Source organism: Candidatus Ancaeobacter aquaticus, assembly GCA_030765405.1.
Taxonomy (GTDB): Bacteria; Auribacterota; Ancaeobacteria; order Ancaeobacterales; family Ancaeobacteraceae; genus Ancaeobacter; species Ancaeobacter aquaticus.
Genome location: JAVCCP010000004.1, coordinates 1 through 17,028, shown reverse-complemented (window position 1 = coordinate 17,028; position 17,028 = coordinate 1). Strand labels below are relative to the sequence as shown.

The 17,028-nt window shown below is 38.5% G+C and carries 18 protein-coding genes; 9 read left to right on the top strand and 9 right to left on the bottom strand.

Going from position 1 to position 17,028, the window contains the following annotated elements; translation table 11 throughout:
* Positions 1-192: 192 nt before the first annotated feature.
* The gene (locus P9M13_00275) at positions 193-978 is read left to right on the top strand and encodes an inositol monophosphatase family protein (protein ID MDP8261720.1); all 786 of its coding nucleotides are present in this window, start codon (positions 193-195) and stop codon (positions 976-978) included.
* Positions 979-1,110: 132 nt separating this feature from the next.
* Here P9M13_00275 and P9M13_00270 read toward each other — a convergent pair whose 3' ends face one another.
* Positions 1,111-1,623, bottom strand: coding sequence for a hypothetical protein (locus tag P9M13_00270; GenBank protein ID MDP8261719.1), 513 nt, complete (start codon positions 1,621-1,623; stop codon positions 1,111-1,113).
* A 91-nt stretch (positions 1,624-1,714) separates the two neighbouring features.
* On the opposite strand from P9M13_00270, the gene P9M13_00265 reads away from it, so the two are divergent.
* Both P9M13_00265 and P9M13_00260 read left to right on the top strand, forming a co-directional pair.
* Positions 1,715-2,314: a tetratricopeptide repeat protein gene (locus P9M13_00265; protein MDP8261718.1), complete on the top strand. Its 600-nt coding sequence runs from the start codon at positions 1,715-1,717 to the stop codon at positions 2,312-2,314.
* Positions 2,315-2,360: 46 nt separating this feature from the next.
* Positions 2,361-3,227, top strand: coding sequence for a metallophosphoesterase (locus tag P9M13_00260; GenBank protein MDP8261717.1), 867 nt, complete (start codon positions 2,361-2,363; stop codon positions 3,225-3,227).
* A 24-nt stretch (positions 3,228-3,251) separates the two neighbouring features.
* Here P9M13_00260 and P9M13_00255 read toward each other — a convergent pair whose 3' ends face one another.
* Genes P9M13_00255 through shc form a run of 4 tightly spaced genes read right to left on the bottom strand, consistent with a single transcriptional unit; the run spans position 3,252 to position 7,784 of the window.
* Complete coding sequence (locus P9M13_00255; protein MDP8261716.1) at positions 3,252-3,689, bottom strand: GatB/YqeY domain-containing protein; 438 nt, start codon at positions 3,687-3,689, stop codon at positions 3,252-3,254.
* A gap of 19 nt (positions 3,690-3,708) precedes the next feature.
* Positions 3,709-4,698 carry an NAD-dependent epimerase/dehydratase family protein gene (locus P9M13_00250; protein ID MDP8261715.1) on the bottom strand — a complete coding sequence of 330 codons (990 nt, stop codon included), beginning with the start codon at positions 4,696-4,698 and terminating at the stop codon, positions 3,709-3,711.
* Position 4,699: 1 nt separating this feature from the next.
* Positions 4,700-5,749, bottom strand: coding sequence for an alpha/beta hydrolase (locus P9M13_00245; GenBank protein ID MDP8261714.1), 1,050 nt, complete (start codon positions 5,747-5,749; stop codon positions 4,700-4,702).
* 55 nt (positions 5,750-5,804) lie between these two features.
* Positions 5,805-7,784, bottom strand: coding sequence for a squalene--hopene cyclase (gene shc / locus P9M13_00240; protein ID MDP8261713.1), 1,980 nt, complete (start codon positions 7,782-7,784; stop codon positions 5,805-5,807).
* Between the two features lie 84 nt (positions 7,785-7,868).
* Here shc and hpnH point away from each other — a divergent pair, with 84 nt between their 5' ends.
* Together hpnH and nth are read left to right on the top strand one after the other, a co-directional pair.
* Positions 7,869-8,867 carry an adenosyl-hopene transferase HpnH gene (gene hpnH / locus P9M13_00235; GenBank protein MDP8261712.1) on the top strand — a complete coding sequence of 333 codons (999 nt, stop codon included), beginning with the start codon at positions 7,869-7,871 and terminating at the stop codon, positions 8,865-8,867.
* A 156-nt stretch (positions 8,868-9,023) separates the two neighbouring features.
* Positions 9,024-9,680, top strand: a complete 657-nt coding sequence (gene nth, locus P9M13_00230) for an endonuclease III (protein MDP8261711.1) — start codon at positions 9,024-9,026, stop codon at positions 9,678-9,680.
* Positions 9,681-9,737: 57 nt separating this feature from the next.
* Here the strand turns inward: nth and P9M13_00225 are convergent, their stop codons facing one another.
* The 3 genes from P9M13_00225 to P9M13_00215 form a co-directional block, all read right to left on the bottom strand.
* Positions 9,738-10,466 (bottom strand): cytochrome c biogenesis protein CcdA, encoded by a 729-nt coding sequence (locus P9M13_00225; GenBank protein MDP8261710.1) that lies wholly within the window; start codon positions 10,464-10,466, stop codon positions 9,738-9,740.
* A gap of 31 nt (positions 10,467-10,497) precedes the next feature.
* The gene (locus tag P9M13_00220; protein ID MDP8261709.1) at positions 10,498-10,800 is read right to left on the bottom strand and encodes a hypothetical protein; all 303 of its coding nucleotides are present in this window, start codon (positions 10,798-10,800) and stop codon (positions 10,498-10,500) included.
* Positions 10,801-10,899: 99 nt separating this feature from the next.
* Positions 10,900-12,645 carry an NAD+ synthase gene (locus tag P9M13_00215; GenBank protein ID MDP8261708.1) on the bottom strand — a complete coding sequence of 582 codons (1,746 nt, stop codon included), beginning with the start codon at positions 12,643-12,645 and terminating at the stop codon, positions 10,900-10,902.
* Positions 12,646-12,780: 135 nt separating this feature from the next.
* Between P9M13_00215 and P9M13_00210 the strand changes: the two genes are divergently transcribed.
* Together P9M13_00210 and P9M13_00205 are read left to right on the top strand one after the other, a co-directional pair.
* On the top strand, positions 12,781-14,559 hold the full coding sequence (locus tag P9M13_00210) for a YgiQ family radical SAM protein (GenBank protein ID MDP8261707.1): 1,779 nt from the start codon (positions 12,781-12,783) through the stop codon (positions 14,557-14,559).
* Entirely contained in the window at positions 14,556-15,143 is a 588-nt protein-coding gene (locus P9M13_00205; GenBank protein MDP8261706.1) for an RlmE family RNA methyltransferase, read from the top strand. Before P9M13_00210 ends, P9M13_00205 begins: the two co-directional genes overlap by 4 nt.
* A gap of 2 nt (positions 15,144-15,145) precedes the next feature.
* Here the strand turns inward: P9M13_00205 and rplC are convergent, their stop codons facing one another.
* The gene (rplC, locus tag P9M13_00200; protein ID MDP8261705.1) at positions 15,146-15,805 is read right to left on the bottom strand and encodes a 50S ribosomal protein L3; all 660 of its coding nucleotides are present in this window, start codon (positions 15,803-15,805) and stop codon (positions 15,146-15,148) included.
* Positions 15,806-16,121: 316 nt separating this feature from the next.
* Between rplC and P9M13_00195 the strand changes: the two genes are divergently transcribed.
* A complete protein-coding gene (locus tag P9M13_00195) occupies positions 16,122-16,397 on the top strand; it encodes a transposase (protein MDP8261704.1) in 276 nt (91 codons plus the stop codon).
* A 50-nt stretch (positions 16,398-16,447) separates the two neighbouring features.
* Positions 16,448-17,028 (top strand): IS3 family transposase (locus tag P9M13_00190; GenBank protein MDP8261703.1); only part of this gene is annotated, 581 nt, incomplete at its 3' end.

Sequence of the window (17,028 nt, the reverse complement as noted above, 5' to 3'; positions counted from 1 at the left end):
TAGATATAATCGTCTTTTGTAATCCAATTTTTTAAGCGAAATCCTTTCGCGAATATGACCCTTTGTTTAAAAACCTCTAATTAAGCTTAAAATCATACCTTATGCGTATTGTTGCGGAATCGTTGATATCAACTGTTTTACCTTTACAAATAAATTGTGCCTCATTAAAATATGGCAATGGAAAGGTAATACATGAAACCTATTTTTAAAAAAACAGCGTTTTTAGCTGCTCAAAAAGCAGGAGCGATACTCAAAAAGAACGCTCTCAAACCTAAACATATCCAGTATAAGGGCAGAATTGACCTTGTTACTGATATTGACAAGCAGTCAGAGAAAATAATCGTACAAATACTTACCAAAGCATTTCCTGATCACGATATTTTAGCAGAAGAAGGCGGCGGGCGCATAACTGGCTCTCCTTACAAATGGATAATTGATCCCTTAGACGGCACAACAAACTATGCTCACGCCTATCCTGTCTATTGTGTCTCTATAGCCCTCGAATACAAAAACAAAATAATTTTAGGTCTTGTCTACAACCCCGTTATGGAAGAATACTTTTATGCTGAATCCGGTCACGGGGCATATCTCAACAATAAAAAGATACAGGTGTCACATATAAAACATATTGAACGGGCACTATTGGTAACTGGTTTTCCATACGTGATTAGGAAAAACCATTCAAAGGTTATTAAAATATTTAAAAATTTTCTCTTATCCTGCCAGGGAATACGTCGTGACGGATCCGCGGCACTTAACCTGTGTTATGTTGCCTGCGGTCGACTTGACGGGTTTTGGGAGCTGAATCTTAATCCGTGGGACACTGCCGCAGGATTTCTTATTGCGCAGGAAGCTGGGGCTCGTATTACCGACTATAAAGGGAATGATTATTCCTGTTACAATAAAGATATTCTTGCATCAAACGGATCTATACATACTCCAATGCTTAAAACGATAAAAAAGGGCAGGTTATTTTAGATTCTTCTTAGAGGGGCATATAAATAATTTCTCTATACACCATAACTCACTATATTATTAATTACCGCTACTATGAAAAAGAAGTAGAAATTATCTTTCAGCTCATGATTCAGGGGTAGATATACGCTCAATTTAGGGGATTGTCTCGATTTTTGCATAATCTACCCCTGAATCAAATCCCTGAAAAAGTATTTCTCCATTACTTTCTGTTGCGACTTTATAGCTGGTAAATTCTCCCGGACCTTGAATATCTTGATTCACTTCTCGGGTAACATCGATTCTCACCGTCTTTGGACTATCAACATATATCTTTTTCACAACGTCACCGGGAGAAAAATAATCTTGCACCTCTGCTCTTCCATTATTAAATGAAAGCAAATGGTATACAATAAACTCTCCGGGCACCTTGACGGTAGAAACTGTTAGGACAAGCGTTGCTTTCTTTACCGGTATTTTTTGAGTAAGATGAAACTCAAATACCCCAACAAAATCTCTTTTACCAACAAGTACGGTTCGCCCATTGCGATTATATTCTTTTTCATTTACAAAACCGTCCTGCTCGCCTGATGTAAGCTCAATATCTGCATGTACCGTTACGCAAAGACTTAAGATAATAAATGCCATACCAATAACTTTACAATACATATTGCACCTCTTATTTATATTGTAGACAAACTAAGGTCATTGTCAAAATCTTCTTTACTTTATATCTAAAAGGATATACTTTACCCCTATTATGAAAAAGCGTACCCTTACAATATTTGCTCTTATATTGACTGCAATGACATGTGTTTCGTTCCCTCTTTTTGCACAAACAATGACAAAAGCCGAAGTAAAGTTCCGTATCGCTGAAAACAACTATGAAAGAAGAAATTATGCTGAGGCACTTGATCTTTTTCAGAAGATCATCCCAATGACGACTGATCAAAATAAAATCGATGCGGCACGGATACGAATGGCCGACTGCACCTATGCTTTAGGGCAGAGAGAAAAAGCGATCAATATGTATAAAAGCGTGTTTCTAGACAAAGAATACTCTATGCTAAAGACTATTGCTTTCTGGAAATGGCGTACAACATACCAACTCTATTATTTTGGATCAAAACCTGATGCAAAAATACCTAACAAATTTTATAATAAGCAAAAGCAACATTTACATGACATATTAAGTCGTGACGCATTAAGGCATCCGCTTAAAGTAAGTCCCGTAAGCCAAATGAATTTCCTGCGCGAATTATCGGATGTAAAATATGACCAGAAGAGAGGCTCATCAGCAATGCAAGATTTTAGAATGCTTTTTTTCGAGTTTCCTATAAAGAGCAACCGCTCACGGTAAGCATATCTCCTCAGTCCTCTTGTCGTAACCACTTTTTGGAGAACATATGACAACTTTTTTTATATGTCTTTTAACAATTTGCATTTGCATTGCTTTATGGTCAGTATTTATTGAGCCAAAAAGAGTAAAAATAGAACACGTTAGCATACAAACAACAAAGCACCTCCCGAAAAAGACTTTTACTATTCTTCATCTTTCAGATCTTCATTTCAAGAAGAAAGATCCCTGGAAAATAAATGTACTTCGCAAGGTATCTCTACAGCAATACGACTTGGTGCTCATAACTGGTGACTCAATAGATGAAATGGAAGGTCTCCACAGTCTTATTAAAGGATTAAATATGTTTAATCCTACTTACGGGAAATACTATGTGCTGGGAAATCACGATCACTATTCATACACGTTCCATCATGCTCTCGGGGTTATTTTACGCAGAGAGAGCAAACGTTCTGTAATAAGAAAAGATCTGGAGTTGTTTTCACGTACACTGCATGAAAACAACTGCCACTTGTTGCATAATTCTCATATTACTATTGATGAGCTCAATATATCTATAGCGGGCATTGATGATTATTATGCGGGCAGAAGTGACATAAAAAAAGCATGCCAGGATATTAATGCACAGAGATTTAACATACTTCTTTCACACACTCCCGACCCTGTGATGTTCGCGCCAAACACACTCATTGATCTTGCACTTTCAGGTCACACACACGGGGGGCAAATATGTCTTCCGTTTATAGGTGCTATGGTTACTCATTCGATATTACCGGGGAAGCATGCATCGGGTTTTGTCACGCTTAATGACATACCCTGTTATGTAAGCAGAGGATTAAGCGCGTTTAAGTTATTACCGTTTCGGTTTCTGTGTCGACCAGAGGTCACGTTTATCAGTATCTCTCAAAAAGACTGATAACACATTCATTCTCAATCACTATTATTGCAGTGTTTTTTGAGCAAGTGTTAATACTGTCCGGCCATCGACATGCGCTCCATACCTTCCGAGAACTTCTTTCATAAGTTTGCCAATATCTTTTTTTGAGGTAAGATCAAGCTCTGCAACAATCTTAACAACAAGCTCCTCTGTCTCATCTTCGGAAAACTGTTTTGGAAGATAGTCTACCAGTACTTTTATTTCTTCTTCTTCTTTTTTTGCAAGATCAGAACGATTTCCTTCAATATACATACGCAGGGACTCTTCACGTGATTTGATCCCCTTTTTGATTATCTTAACCACATCTTCGTTGGTTAACTCTTTCTTGAGATCAATTTCTTCTTTTTGTATATCAGCTATGATCATTCGCAGAACACCAACGACGTTCTTCTGTCCGCTTTTCATTGCTGTTTTCATCTGACTCATTATGCGCTTCTTCATTCATCCTCCCATATAATTACTACTCTTTTACATACCCGTTACTTGAAAACCATTCACACGCTTTTTTAAATGAATGCTCCACTGGTGTTTGTGGTAGTCCAAGCTCTCGTACCGCTTTTGTTGCATCAAAAAACATCTTTTTACGTGCCATCTTCACTCCATCAAGAGGTATGTTTGGACGTCTCTTCAGCAGTTTTGCAACAGCACTGTCAGCAAATCCTGCACATAAGGCAAGATTATACGGTATTTTAAACCGCGGGGCTGGTTTTCCCGTGACACTTTCTAGAAGATCAAAGATCTCTTTTAAAGTAAGATTTTTATTTCCCAGTATGTAGCGCTCGCCAACCTTCCCTTTTTGCATAGCAAGAATATGTCCGCGTGCAACATCTTTTACATCAATGATATTTAACCCTGTTTCAATATAACCGTACATCTTACCGTTTAAGTAATCAACAATAACCTTACCGGTCGGCGTCGGCTTAATATCTCTTTCGCCAATTGGCGTGCTCGGATTAACAATGTAAACCTGAAGCCCTTTTTTAATAAAGGAGAACGCTTCTTTTTCGGCAAGATATTTTGATCTCTTATAATGGCCAACGATATATTTATAATCTATTGGTGTTTCTTCATGGCCAATCTTCTTTTCCTTACATATACCAATGGTACTCACGGAGCTTGTATAGACAACTTTTTCAATATTGGTCTGGAGCGCTGCTTCTAAAAGATTTTTTGTTCCTTCAACATTAATTTTATATGGCACTCGCGGATCAGCATGCCACAAATCATAATGTGCCGCAACATGAAACACTGCCTGACATCCGCGCATACCTTTTATGAGAGATTCTTTATCGCACAGATCGCCATAACATCTCTCTATCGGTAATTTCCGCACATTTTTTGAATTACTTTTCGCGCGCACCAATGCGCGAACCTTCCATCCTTCATGTAAAAGTTCTCGCACTACTGCCGAACCAATAAATCCTGTTGCACCGGTTATAAATGCTTTCACGTTACTCCTTTTCCACTTCTTTTACTTCGCTTTCGACCAACTCTTCAATTGAGGGATATTTTTTTTTAATGCTGCTATCTTCACTTGCTTCATTTTTATCCAGAAAATCAAACAGTGCCTCATCATAATCTATTGGGCGTTCAAGGTGCGGTTGATGTCCACAATTTTCAATAACAAACAACCGTGAATTTTTCATCTGTTCATTTAAAAAATATGCGTCTTTCACATTACATAAAGTATCATCTCGTCCCCATATAATAAGTGTCGGATGATCGATTTTTTTAACTTTATCTCTCACGCTTGTCATTATTATGTTTCGTACTCCACGCACAAACGCTCTGTTTCGTTTCTCATATTCTTTCGTACCCTGATTATGGAGTCGTTTCGCTGCTTGATACCAGAAAAGCTCTTCACAAGCATCACATACATTATAAAAATTTTTTTCGGTATATTCACGCAAGGTATGAAGCGGTAAGTTTGCAAATCTGTCTTCTGTAATAAACCACATTATCATGAGATCTTCTAGAATGCCGTATCGTGGCCTGACACCGGTAGCTGTTTCCAGTATTAGTTTATTTACCCGTTCGGGATGTTGCGCAGCAAGATATATTGCAACCTGTCCCCCAAGCGAATGACCGAGAAGATTTGTCTTTTTAATCCCTTTCTTGTCCATAAACTTCATAACAGCATCAGAAAAGAATTCTATTTTGTAATCGGCATCAGGCATACCTGATTTACCGTATCCGGGAAAATCAATGCAATACACTTTATATTTCTTAAAATATCGCGGCAAATTATAACGCCAGTTATGTACAGATAAATTCACGCCAGGCAATATCAGGAGTGGCTCGCCCTCACCGTATTCGATATAGCACAGCTTATAGTCACCCATATCCATGTACTTTTCAGGAGCAGGATATTTTCGTTCCTGAAGAGGTACATCTTCTTTTTTCACTTCATTATAACGAAGAAGAGGATTAACCGAACTGCATGCCTGTAAGATTACAGTGGATAAAAGGACGATAATTAATGTGATTACTTTTTTGTTCATAGTATTATGTTTTTTTGCCTGCACAATATTGCATTTTGATACCAAGGGATCACGCTTATCTCCGATAGAAATATCGTGATAGCGCCAAGAGAGGGAAATTGGTTTTATAAGAATTATATTTCAAATAATATACTTTTGGAAAACCTGTTCCGGTAAACTCATTCTCTAACCACATACCATCCTTATGCTGCGAGTGCAGGAGATAATCTATCCCGCTTCTCACGATAGCTGACTCATATTCTCCACAAGAAAATAGTGTCAAAAGCGCCCATGCAGTCTGAGATGCAGTGCTCACACCTGTTCCTTTTAAATCAATTCTATCATACGATATGACGGACTCACCCCAGCCGCCATCTTGATTTTGACATTCTTTTATCCATTCAATCCCTTTTCGAATACACGAATCGTCCAAACACACACCAACATTGACCATACCTGTTATAACCGCCCAGGTACCATAAATATAATTTACACCCCATCGCCCGAACCACGATCCATCTTTATCCTGGTTTTTCAAAAGATAATTAACCGCTTTTTTAACTGGCTCGTCGCTTGCGGTAAACCCAAAATCACCTAAGGCTTCTAATACGCGTCCCGTAATATCATTACAAGACGGATCAATCATCGCATTATGATCCGCAAACGGTATATTCGTTAATATTTCTTTGTTATTATTTTTATCAAATGCGGCCCAACCGCCATCATCGTTTTGCATTGAAAGTATCCACGAAAGGGCTCTTTCAATTGCCAGTGTTTTGGCCTCTTCATTTTCTTCGAGATCGAGCCGTTTGAGAGCCAGAAGAACCATAGCGCTATCATCAATATCAGGATAAAATTCATTTTCAAATTCAAATGCCCAGCCGCCGGGGTTTCCTTGATGATTCTTAACTTTCCAATCACCGTCTTTTTTAATCTCCTTCGATAAAATCCATTTCCCACCTTTTTGCATGGGAGTAGATGTTGGAGACAAACCGCTTTCAGCTAAACTTATCAAGGTTATTGCGCTGTCCCATACTGGTGAAACACAGGGTTGTGCCCGAACAGTATTCTTTTCTTCTATAACCAGATCCTCAATATCGGTCATCGCCTTAATAAATATGAGATCATCTTCTTTATAATCCAAACATTTAAGCGCCATGACAGCATTTACCATTGAAGGCCATATTGCCCCAAGACCAGCTGACCCTTCTAAATGTTCATATATCCATTTTTCACACATCTTTACGGCAACCTTCCTCAGCGGTACAAAATGAATCTTCTCAAAGAACTTAAAGATCGTATCTAAAACGAGGAAAAAGTTTTTCCAGCTAAAAATCTTCTTATCAAAAGATATGAGGACATCATTGGTAAACTCTTTACCATCAAAAAGTTCCCCGATACCTTTTTCCTCAGGTAAATCTACGCGTGGTTTGTATGATCCGATTATAAAAAGCGGGATAACAATTGTACGTGTCCACGAGCTCATTTCGTACACAAAGAATCTTTTAAAGAAAATAAGTTCTGCAGGTAACGCCGGCACACCTTTCCAGCTGTATTGTCCAAATAACGCAAGATAGAGCTTCATAAAGATATTTGAGCGTTCAACACCGCCTTTATTAAGGATGAAATCGCGCGCTTTTTTCATGAACGGCTCATTTTGATTGTAACCGGCAAGCTTGAGCGCAAAATATGCTTTTACCGTTGCACTGATTTCTCCTGGGCCTTTATAAAATATATTCCAACTACCGTCTTCTTGCTGAAGTTCACGTATGCGGACAGCGGCTTTTTTGATCTTTTTCTTATACTGTCCTTCTTGCCAACCAAGGAAATTGAGCAATATGATGTAATCAGCAGTGGTAGTGCAATCACATTCAAGTTCTTCTATCCAGAAACCCCTTACATCTTGACGGTTAAGAAGGTATGAGCGGGCATTATCTATTGCATTTCTGACTTCATTGGAATCATCTTTGAGAGAGGTTGTTTCGGGTTCTTTGCGAGCAACTTCTTTTATTGCATGCAAAGTGTACTCCTTCTCCCTCAAGAAAATATCTTTCATTCTTTACTCCCTTTTCCTGACGATTCATGTATAATTGCTAAAGATTATACAATCATTATTTAACTTCTAACAAGACATTTTTTTATGAAGTTTCATCCATTATTACTATATTCGCTAACGTCTTACATTGTTCAAAACAAAGTAAGGAATAATGACCGTTATCCTCTGGTTCTCATGCTCGAACCGCTCCATAAATGCAACCTTTCCTGTGAAGGATGCGGAAAAATACGAGAATTTAAAGACACCCTTAGTGATATGTTGTCACTCAAAGAATGCTTTAGCGCAATCGATGAGTCCGGTGCACCAATTATTTCAATAACCGGAGGGGAACCTCTCATCTATCCTGAAATTGACGCACTGGTAAGCGGCATTATATCCAGAAAAAAACATATATACCTATGCACCAACGCCTTACTGCTGTCCGATTTTTTATCCCGAAACAAACCAAGCCCATATCTTAATATCAATGTATCACTTGACGGAATGGATACCACTCATGACGCCATCCGTAACAGGTCAGGTGTTTTTGCCCAAGCGATAAAAAGCATCAAAGATGCAAAAAAACGCGGATATCGGGTGGTTATTAACACGACCATATATAGTGAAACAAATGTTGGGGAAATCGTTTCACTTCTCACATTACTGAAATCTCTAAAGGTAAACGGAATAATGCTTGCACCGGGATTCAGTTATTTTGATAGTGATAGTGATATGTTTCTCACAAAGGAAAAGACAATCAATAAATTTAAGGAACTCTCCGCTCACCTTGATAAGATACCCATAATGAATACACCGCTTTATATGGACTTCTTACAAGGAAAGCGATCGTACGACTGCACCCCATGGGGAAATCCCAATCGAAATGTCCGCGGATGGAAAAGCCCCTGTTACCTGATTACCGATACACATTATGACAGTTTTAATGAACTAATGAATAAAACCCCCTGGGAGAAGTACGGCCCGAACAATGATAAACGCTGTAAAAACTGCATGATGCATTGCGGCTACGAACCGACCATTGCACGAGAAGCAGGAAAGAACTTCAAAGATACAATGCGTATGATCAAGTGGAATCTATTCTAAAAGACCAGAGACTCAAATAGCGGATAGCGCTTAGCGTAGAGCGTATAGTAAATAGCACATCGATTAGTGAAAAAAACTTTTTATCAAGACACCATTAAGGATCCCCGGAAACCTGAAAGACTGTGCGGCTAACAGCAAAAAAAGAAAATACACATAATGAAGATAAAAAATATTGATATTGTTATTTCTCTGCTGGAAAAAGAAGTTGCAAAATTTAGGTTACCAATTGTTACAGAGTTTTCCCGTAAAAATCATGATCCGTTTAAAATACTCATTTCGACTGTTTTAAGTTTACGCACAAAAGATGAAACAACACGAGACGCTTCTTATCGGCTATTCAAAAAAGCCGCCACACCAAGAAGAATGATTCTTCTCACGCCACGTGAAATTGAAAAACTTATTTATCCTGTCGGTTTCTATAAAACAAAAGCGCGTTCAATATTACATATTTGCCACACTTTGCTTAATCAATATAAAGGTAAGGTCCCTGATACGATCGATGATCTTTTAACATTAAAGGGTGTTGGCCGAAAAACAGCGAATCTTGTCGTAACGCTCGGATATGGAAAATACGGAATATGTGTTGATACACATGTTCATCGGATATCAAACCGGTTCGGATTGGTTAAAACAAAAAATCCGAATGAAACAGAATTTACCTTAAGGGAGATCCTTCCAAAAAAACACTGGATAATCTACAACGATTTACTTGTCAGCTATGGACAAAATCTCTGCAGACCCATCTCACCACTATGCAGCACATGCCCTCTACACAAATATTGTAATCGTGTTGGCGTAGAAAAATCGAGATAATTTGGCGTAGAGCTGAAACAGACTTTATGTGACTCTTTTTTAGGAAATCTGACGAAGTCAGTTTGTGGTGATCTGCACGAGCCAGTTTGACAAAACAGTAAACTGGTTAGTAAAAAGAAGTATTCCGACAATAATAAGGAAAACACCGCTGAGTATTGAAAATACTTTGATCCATTTTTTGAAGCGTTCCAGCAAGCCGAGAAAGGTATTAACCGCAAGTGTAGCAAATATAAAGGGGAGGCCTATCCCTAAAGAATAAAAACCTAAAAGGATCACTCCTTTATACATTTCGCCCGTAGTACCTGCCATAACAAGTATTGAACCAAGTATCGGCCCTACACACGGTGTCCAACCAGCCCCAAACGCAAGGCCCACAATAAATGACCCCAAATATCCCCACTTTTTGCTTCTGACATGGACTTTTTTTTCTTTTTGAAGAAAACCAAACGAAAATATACCGGTAAGATGTATACCGAAAAGGATAATAAACGCACCACCAACCTTCATAATAATATACTGGTACTCAAACAGTTTCTGCCCAATAAATGACGCGGTAGCACCCAGCGCACAAAAAACAAGCGTAAATCCAAGAACAAAACTTACAGAATTTAAAAGAGCTGTTGTCCTTACCTTTGCTCTTTGAGTTTCTTCGGATAGCTGCTTTACAGACAAACCAGTAATAAAAAACAGATATGATGGTATTAAAGGCAATATACACGGAGATAGAAAAGATAAGAGTCCCGCAAGAAACGCTATAAATATGTTTACTGTTTGCGTTTGTTCCATTGTATCCAGAATATGTTATTTGTCAGATATATCAAATATCGCAATCTATGTGAAGCGATTTCAGGAATTTCTTATCATTTTGAGTAAACTCAAACTGTATGGGCAGTCTTCTTATTTTGCCGTCTTTTGGAGATCTTTTATTTTGCTTCTTCTTCCCTTTATCTCCAACAACCTGAACACCCATATAGAGAGCTATATTGCCATGTCTATTCTTCAAGAAATCCATGAGATCTTTAAACTCAGGTAAATCATCGATGATTTCACGTAGCGCATCCTCAAAATCCTCAACATAATCCATCAATTCATCTTCTTCATACGCATCATCATTATACATAATTACTACTCTCCTTTTTAGCTTCCACAGTTAATCAACGGTACAATTCTCATTGTAAATCATTTTTGTGTTTTGACAATCGAAAAAATGAAGAATTTATTAGAAATGACTTTTGCTGTTACCTTTTATGCGGTACTTATTGGTTATTGGGTAGCGTCTATCCCTTCCAAACGCTAATGGACTGATTTTTATCCCCGGCGGGGCTTGCCGGCGTTTATATTCATTAGAATCAACCAGGTTCATCATTCTCATTGCCGTACGTTTTTCAAAACCCATTTTAAAGAGATCTTTATGGCTCTTATTTTTTTCAATGTAATTCTTTAAGATCGGGTCAAGACTCGAATATTGCGGCAAACTATCTGAATCTTTCTGATTAGCTCTTAATTCTGCTGTCGGTTCCTTGCGTATCACATTGACCGGAATAATATTATATCCCTTATACATATTCACAAAAAGAGACAGTTTATAAACTCTTTCTTTCAACACATCCTTAATAATTGCAAAACCGCCTGCCATATCACCGTAAAGAGTGCAATACCCCACGCTCATTTCACTTTTGTTGCCTGTCGTTAAGACAAGCCATCCAAGCTTGTTTGAAAATGCCATCAAGAGATTACCTCTGATGCGTGCCTGAATATTTTCTTCAGCAATATTCGCTTTTTTTCCCGCAAAGAAACTTCTCATTTCTTTTAGATATACGCCAAAGATATGATCTATCGGTACGGTATGCAGTTTTATTTTAAGATTCGTTGCAAGTTCTTCTGCATCTTTTTTGCTCTCATCCGACGTATATCGTGACGGCATAAAAACACCTATGACATTATCAGGACCAAGCGCATCAACAGCAATACTTGCAACTAAGCTTGAATCAATCCCCCCGGATATGCCAAGCACCACCTTTTGAAAACCGTTCTTTTTGACATAATCTCTGGTGCCTAACACTAAAGCGCTATAAATTTCTTTTTCTTCCCTCATCTGTTTCTGAATAACAGGTGTCAGTGGTGCACGTTCTGTTCCTTTTTCATGCCCCTCAAGCTTTACAACATTAACAGGGTGCCCTTTTGCCCTTTTCTTTACTTCTGTCATTGAAGATGTTTTTTGAAACTCCATATCAAATATGACGAGATCTTCCTCAAACTGTTTCGCTGAAGCAATCACTTTACCGCTTTTATCAATGGCGACACTCGCTCCATCAAAAAGTATTTCATCCTGACCACCAACCATATTGACATACACAACATTTACTTTATAGGAAAGCGCCTTAGATCTAAACAGGTCTTCACGCTCTTTTTTCTTCTTTAAATGGTACGGTGAGGCAGAAAGATTTATAACAAGCTGGGCCCCGCACCTGGCAAGAACATTTGTTGAACCTTTTTCTACCCAGAGATCTTCACAAATATTAATGCCTATAGGCACATTATTTTTCAGAAAAATACAGTGTTCTTCCCCTTTATCAAAGTATCTCTTTTCATCAAACACCCCGTAATTCGGCAAAAACATCTTATTGTAACAGCCATGTATTTTTCGATCACTCATCACGCACGCAGAATTATACAATGTATCTTTGTATGATTTGAGATTACCGACAATGGCAACAATACCGCTTGTATTTTCTACTACTTTACGTAATGCGCGTTTATTATCATTTACGAACTGTTTCTTTAGAAGAAGATCTTCGGCTGGGTATCCCGGCACGACCTGCTCGGGAAACACAATAATATCAACATCACTGTCTTTGGCTTTAGTGATGAAACTATTGATCTTTTTTACATTGCCGGACAAATCGCCAACAGTAGGATTTATCTGAGCTAGTGCTAACCGCAATATTTTTCGTTCTTTTTTCATGTATTGTACCTAGAAGCTATTCCTGGAAATGTTGAGAGACTGAACATTGTAACAATAATCTTTTTAATGGCAACACAAAAGTACGCAAATATCTTTGTTGTATCTCCCCTAAGGACAGTATGGTAATATTAAAGAATGCAGCTGCTGCCTACAAATAAAAACGAAATAACCAAACGCGGATGGAAAGAGCTTGATATTCTTCTTGTGAGTGCCGACGCATATTGCGACCACCCCTCTTTTGGTATAGCCATATTATCCCGCGTGCTTGAAAGCAAAGGATATAAGGTCGGTATTATTGCGCAACCAAACTGGCTTTCAATAAAAGATTTTACTGTTATGGGCACTCCTCGCCTCTTTGTCGGTATTTCCGGTGGCAATCTTGACTGGCTTGTCTCGCATTATACACCGGTAAAGAAACGCCGCAGTGCTGACGCATACTCACCGGGAGGGGAAACCGGTTTGAGACCAAACCGGCCACTTATTGCATACACCAATAAAGTGCGTGAAGCATTCGGTAAAATACCTATCATTATCGGTGGACTTGAAGCAAGTCTCAGGCGGTTTGCCCATTATGATTACCTTGAAGACAAACTGCGCAGATCAATTCTTCTTGATTCAGGTGCACATATCCTTGCCTATGGTATGGGCGAAACACAAATAGTTGAGATTGCAAATAGACTAAACCAGGGTGACACTATCGAGTCATTAGATACAATACGCGGCACAATGATAACTAGGCGTGATGTTTCCCTATATAATGATGCAGTATTCCTTCCATCGTATGAAGACATTCTTTCTGACAAAGAAAATCTTATCCATGCAACAAAGAAGATATACAGCGAGCAAGATCCCTTTCACGGTAAAACACTCGTGCAAAAAACAGGGCAAAGGTATATTATCCAGCTACCCCCACCCATGCCTCTGGCCGCAAAAGATATCGATCTCATATATGATCTTCCCTATACGCGAGAGGCGCATCCCTCATACAAGGCACAAGGGGGGATACCAGCACTCACTCCAGTACAATTCTCTATCACAAGCCATCGCGGATGTATGGGTAACTGCACATTTTGTTCGATATCGGCACATCAGGGAACACAGGTACAGTCTCGCAGTGAAACATCTATATTAAAAGAGGTCACTGCAATAACGCATATGAAAAGTTTTAGAGGAACTATTTCTGATGTAGGCGGTCCGACAGCAAATATGTATATGATGCATTGCATAAAAATGGCTCGATCTGGTAAATGTAAAGATAAAACCTGTATGGGAACTGAGATCTGCAATTCGCTCATCTGCGATCATAGCCACCAGCTCAAACTTTTAAAGAAAATTCGCTCTCACCCAAAAGTAAAACACGTCTTTTTATCAACAGGTGTACGGTACGATCTTGTGTTAAAAGATACAAAAAGCAACTTTTTTAAAGAGCTGTGTGCGCACTATATCAGTGGACAGCTGAAAATAGCGCCCGAACATTCTGTCAGCCGTATCTTACGGCTTATGCATAAACCGCCATATAAGCAATTTACTGACTTTATAAGCAAATATGACGTTATGAATAAAACTCTCAAGAAAAAACAATATGTCGTAACCTACTTCATTTCATCGTTCCCTGGGTGCACGCTTGATGATATGATATCGCTTGCACTAGAAACAAAGAAATTACACTTTAATCCCGAACAGATACAAGACTTTACCCCGACACCAATGACTCTTGCAACAGCAATGTATTATGCTGAAAAAGATCTTCATGGAAACACTATACATGTAGCTAAAACTGTTCGTGAAAGAAAAATGCAGCGAGCACTCCTGCAGCATTCGCAAAAAAGGAATTATATGCTCGTTAAACGCGCACTGAAAGAAACAGGAAAAGAGCACCTTTTACCAATCCTTTTAGGGAAAAACAGACGATGAGAATCGAAAGACGTAAAGATCATTATCACCAAAAAGCAAAAAAAGAAAAATATCTTGCTCGTTCAGTATATAAATTGGAAGAAATACAAAAGAAGCACCAGGTTATTCGTAAAGGTGATGCCATACTTGATATCGGCTGTTCACCCGGCTCATGGGTGCAATATACTCAAGAACATATTGGAGATGAGGGATCAATCGTAGGAGTGGATGTCCAACCCTTAAAGATTGATTCTCAAAAAAACATTACTTTTATTCAAAGAGATATTTTTGAAGTAACAGTAGAAGAAATACAGGCGATTAGTCCTCTTTTTGATTGTATTATGAGTGACGCGGCACCAAACACTTCCGGCGACAGGTTTACCGATTGTCAAAAATCTCTACGCATATGCGAACGTGTCTTTGAGCTTTCGAGAACACTGCTTAAAAAGAATGGCAATTTAATTATGAAGATATTCCAAGGAGAAGATTTTCCCGCTTTTTACCACGAAGTGAAGAAATCGTACAAAGTCTGTAAAACGCAAAAACCTCATAGTTCCCGTAAGGAAAGCTATGAGGTTTTTATTGTCGGAAAAAATAAAGTATAAACTTATTTTTTAGCTGATATTTTCTTAATCGCTTTTTTTATCACTACATAACCGTTTTTGCCTGGTACTGCACCACGAAGCAAAATAAGATTATCTTCTTCTTTAATATCTTCAATAACAAGGTTCTGAGTAGTAACTTTTTTGTTACCCATTTGCCCTGGCATATGCCTACCTTTAATAACACGTTGAGGATACATACAACCAATTGATCCACCATGACGTTTAACTTCATGTGTACCACGGCTTTCAGTAAAACCCTTCATATTATGACGCTTCATAACACCTTGAAAACCTTTTCCGATAGAAGTAGCACTCACATCAACAAATTCACCGGTTTTAAATACATCAATAGCCTTTATTTCCTTACCAGCTTCAAATGATGCAGCTTCCTCATCGTTATTTAAGCGGATCTCTTCAACAAACTTCGTTGGTGTTGTATTAGATTTCTTGAAATTACCCGCATCAGGCTTGTTAATATTCTTCTTTTTCTCATCAAAGCCAAGCTGCAGGGCAGTATAAAAATCTTTTTCTGTGGTTTTCTTTCTAATGATTGGACAAGGGCCGACTTGAAGTACTGATACAGGAACAACCCGACCATCATCTTTGATGAGCTTTGTCATTCCGATCTTTTTACCTAATAAACCCATTTGAAATATTTTCATAATAATCACCTCTATTTATATGTAGAAACTGCAATTATCGTCATATCGCCATAAATGTCAATATTTTTTTTGAAAATATATGATATTTATTAATTGGCCAGTATCAACAAAAAGAAAAACGGCGGTCTCGATACCACCAATTTTTAAAACTTAATAGTCGTAACACTTATCACAATAAAAGGTTATGCTCTTTTCTTGCGCCTTTTTAGCCCCACTAACCCTAAAAGTATAATACTCCCCAAAAATCAGACCAGTGTATAAGATAGAGAAATAAGGTATAATGGTGGGACAAACACAGGAGGTCTGGATGGGAAGCATGAGAAAGCAATTCAGCAAGGAATTTAAAGCAAAAGTAGCAATTGAGGCAATAAAAGGGTTAAAGACAACAGCAGAGATCAGCAGCGAATATGGGGTTCATTCGACACAGATCGCACAATGGAAAAGTGAACTGCGAGAAGGCTTGCCCGGATTGTTTTCTGGCAAAAAGGATCCGGATGAAAAGGATAAGGAAAAGCTGGTTGATAATTTATACAAGCGGATTGGACAATTAGAAGTAGAAAACAATTGGCTTAAAAAAAAATTACCGTTTTAAGACCTAAGGAGCGCAAATTGTTGTTAGATAAGGATAAAGAGGAAATGAGTATGAGGAACCAATGTAATCTTTTGGCAATTAATCGATCAGGGCTTTACTATCATGCTGCGCCAGAAAGCGCGTATAATATTGAGTTAATGAATATAATAGATGAAGAGTTTACAAAGCATCCGTTTATGGGAGTACGTGGCATGACAGCGTATTTGCGGGATACCGGTAAAAGATGTGGACCGAAGAGAGTGAGACGTCTAATGAGGAAAATGGGATTGATGCCGATATATCCTAAACCAAATACGAGCAGGCCGAATAAACATCATGCAACATATCCGTATCTGCTTACCGACGTCACCGTAGAACGTCCTAATCAGGTGTGGAGTACGGATATAACGTATATACGGTTAAAGCACGGATTTGCGTACTTGGTAGCGATAATGGATTGGCATAGCCGCAGTGTATTAAGCTGGCGATTAAGCAATACCATGGATGTAAGTTTTTGTTGTGAAGCACTTGATGAAGCTCTGGCAAAATACGGAACCCCTGAGATATTCAATTCGGATCAAGGGGCACAGTTTACGAGTGAGGCATTCATCAATAGATTAACAGCACAACAAATATCGATTAGCATGGATGG

Excerpts from the sequence above, each read along its gene's own strand:
- P9M13_00275 (MDP8261720.1), top strand. The coding sequence starts at position 193 with ATGAAACCTATTTTTAAAAAAACAGCGTTTTTAGCTGCTCAAAAAGCA.
- P9M13_00270 (MDP8261719.1), bottom strand. The coding sequence starts at position 1,623 with ATGTATTGTAAAGTTATTGGTATGGCATTTATTATCTTAAGTCTTTGC.
- P9M13_00265 (MDP8261718.1), top strand. The coding sequence starts at position 1,715 with ATGAAAAAGCGTACCCTTACAATATTTGCTCTTATATTGACTGCAATG.
- P9M13_00260 (MDP8261717.1), top strand. The coding sequence starts at position 2,361 with ATGACAACTTTTTTTATATGTCTTTTAACAATTTGCATTTGCATTGCT.
- P9M13_00255 (MDP8261716.1), bottom strand. The coding sequence starts at position 3,689 with ATGAAGAAGCGCATAATGAGTCAGATGAAAACAGCAATGAAAAGCGGA.
- P9M13_00245 (MDP8261714.1), bottom strand. The coding sequence starts at position 5,749 with ATGAACAAAAAAGTAATCACATTAATTATCGTCCTTTTATCCACTGTA.
- shc (MDP8261713.1), bottom strand. The coding sequence starts at position 7,784 with ATGAAAGATATTTTCTTGAGGGAGAAGGAGTACACTTTGCATGCAATA.
- hpnH (MDP8261712.1), top strand. The coding sequence starts at position 7,869 with ATGAAGTTTCATCCATTATTACTATATTCGCTAACGTCTTACATTGTT.
- nth (MDP8261711.1), top strand. The coding sequence starts at position 9,024 with ATGAAGATAAAAAATATTGATATTGTTATTTCTCTGCTGGAAAAAGAA.
- P9M13_00225 (MDP8261710.1), bottom strand. The coding sequence starts at position 10,466 with ATGGAACAAACGCAAACAGTAAACATATTTATAGCGTTTCTTGCGGGA.
- P9M13_00220 (MDP8261709.1), bottom strand. The coding sequence starts at position 10,800 with ATGTATAATGATGATGCGTATGAAGAAGATGAATTGATGGATTATGTT.
- P9M13_00215 (MDP8261708.1), bottom strand. The coding sequence starts at position 12,645 with ATGAAAAAAGAACGAAAAATATTGCGGTTAGCACTAGCTCAGATAAAT.
- P9M13_00210 (MDP8261707.1), top strand. The coding sequence starts at position 12,781 with ATGCAGCTGCTGCCTACAAATAAAAACGAAATAACCAAACGCGGATGG.
- P9M13_00205 (MDP8261706.1), top strand. The coding sequence starts at position 14,556 with ATGAGAATCGAAAGACGTAAAGATCATTATCACCAAAAAGCAAAAAAA.
- rplC (MDP8261705.1), bottom strand. The coding sequence starts at position 15,805 with ATGAAAATATTTCAAATGGGTTTATTAGGTAAAAAGATCGGAATGACA.
- P9M13_00195 (MDP8261704.1), top strand. The coding sequence starts at position 16,122 with ATGAGAAAGCAATTCAGCAAGGAATTTAAAGCAAAAGTAGCAATTGAG.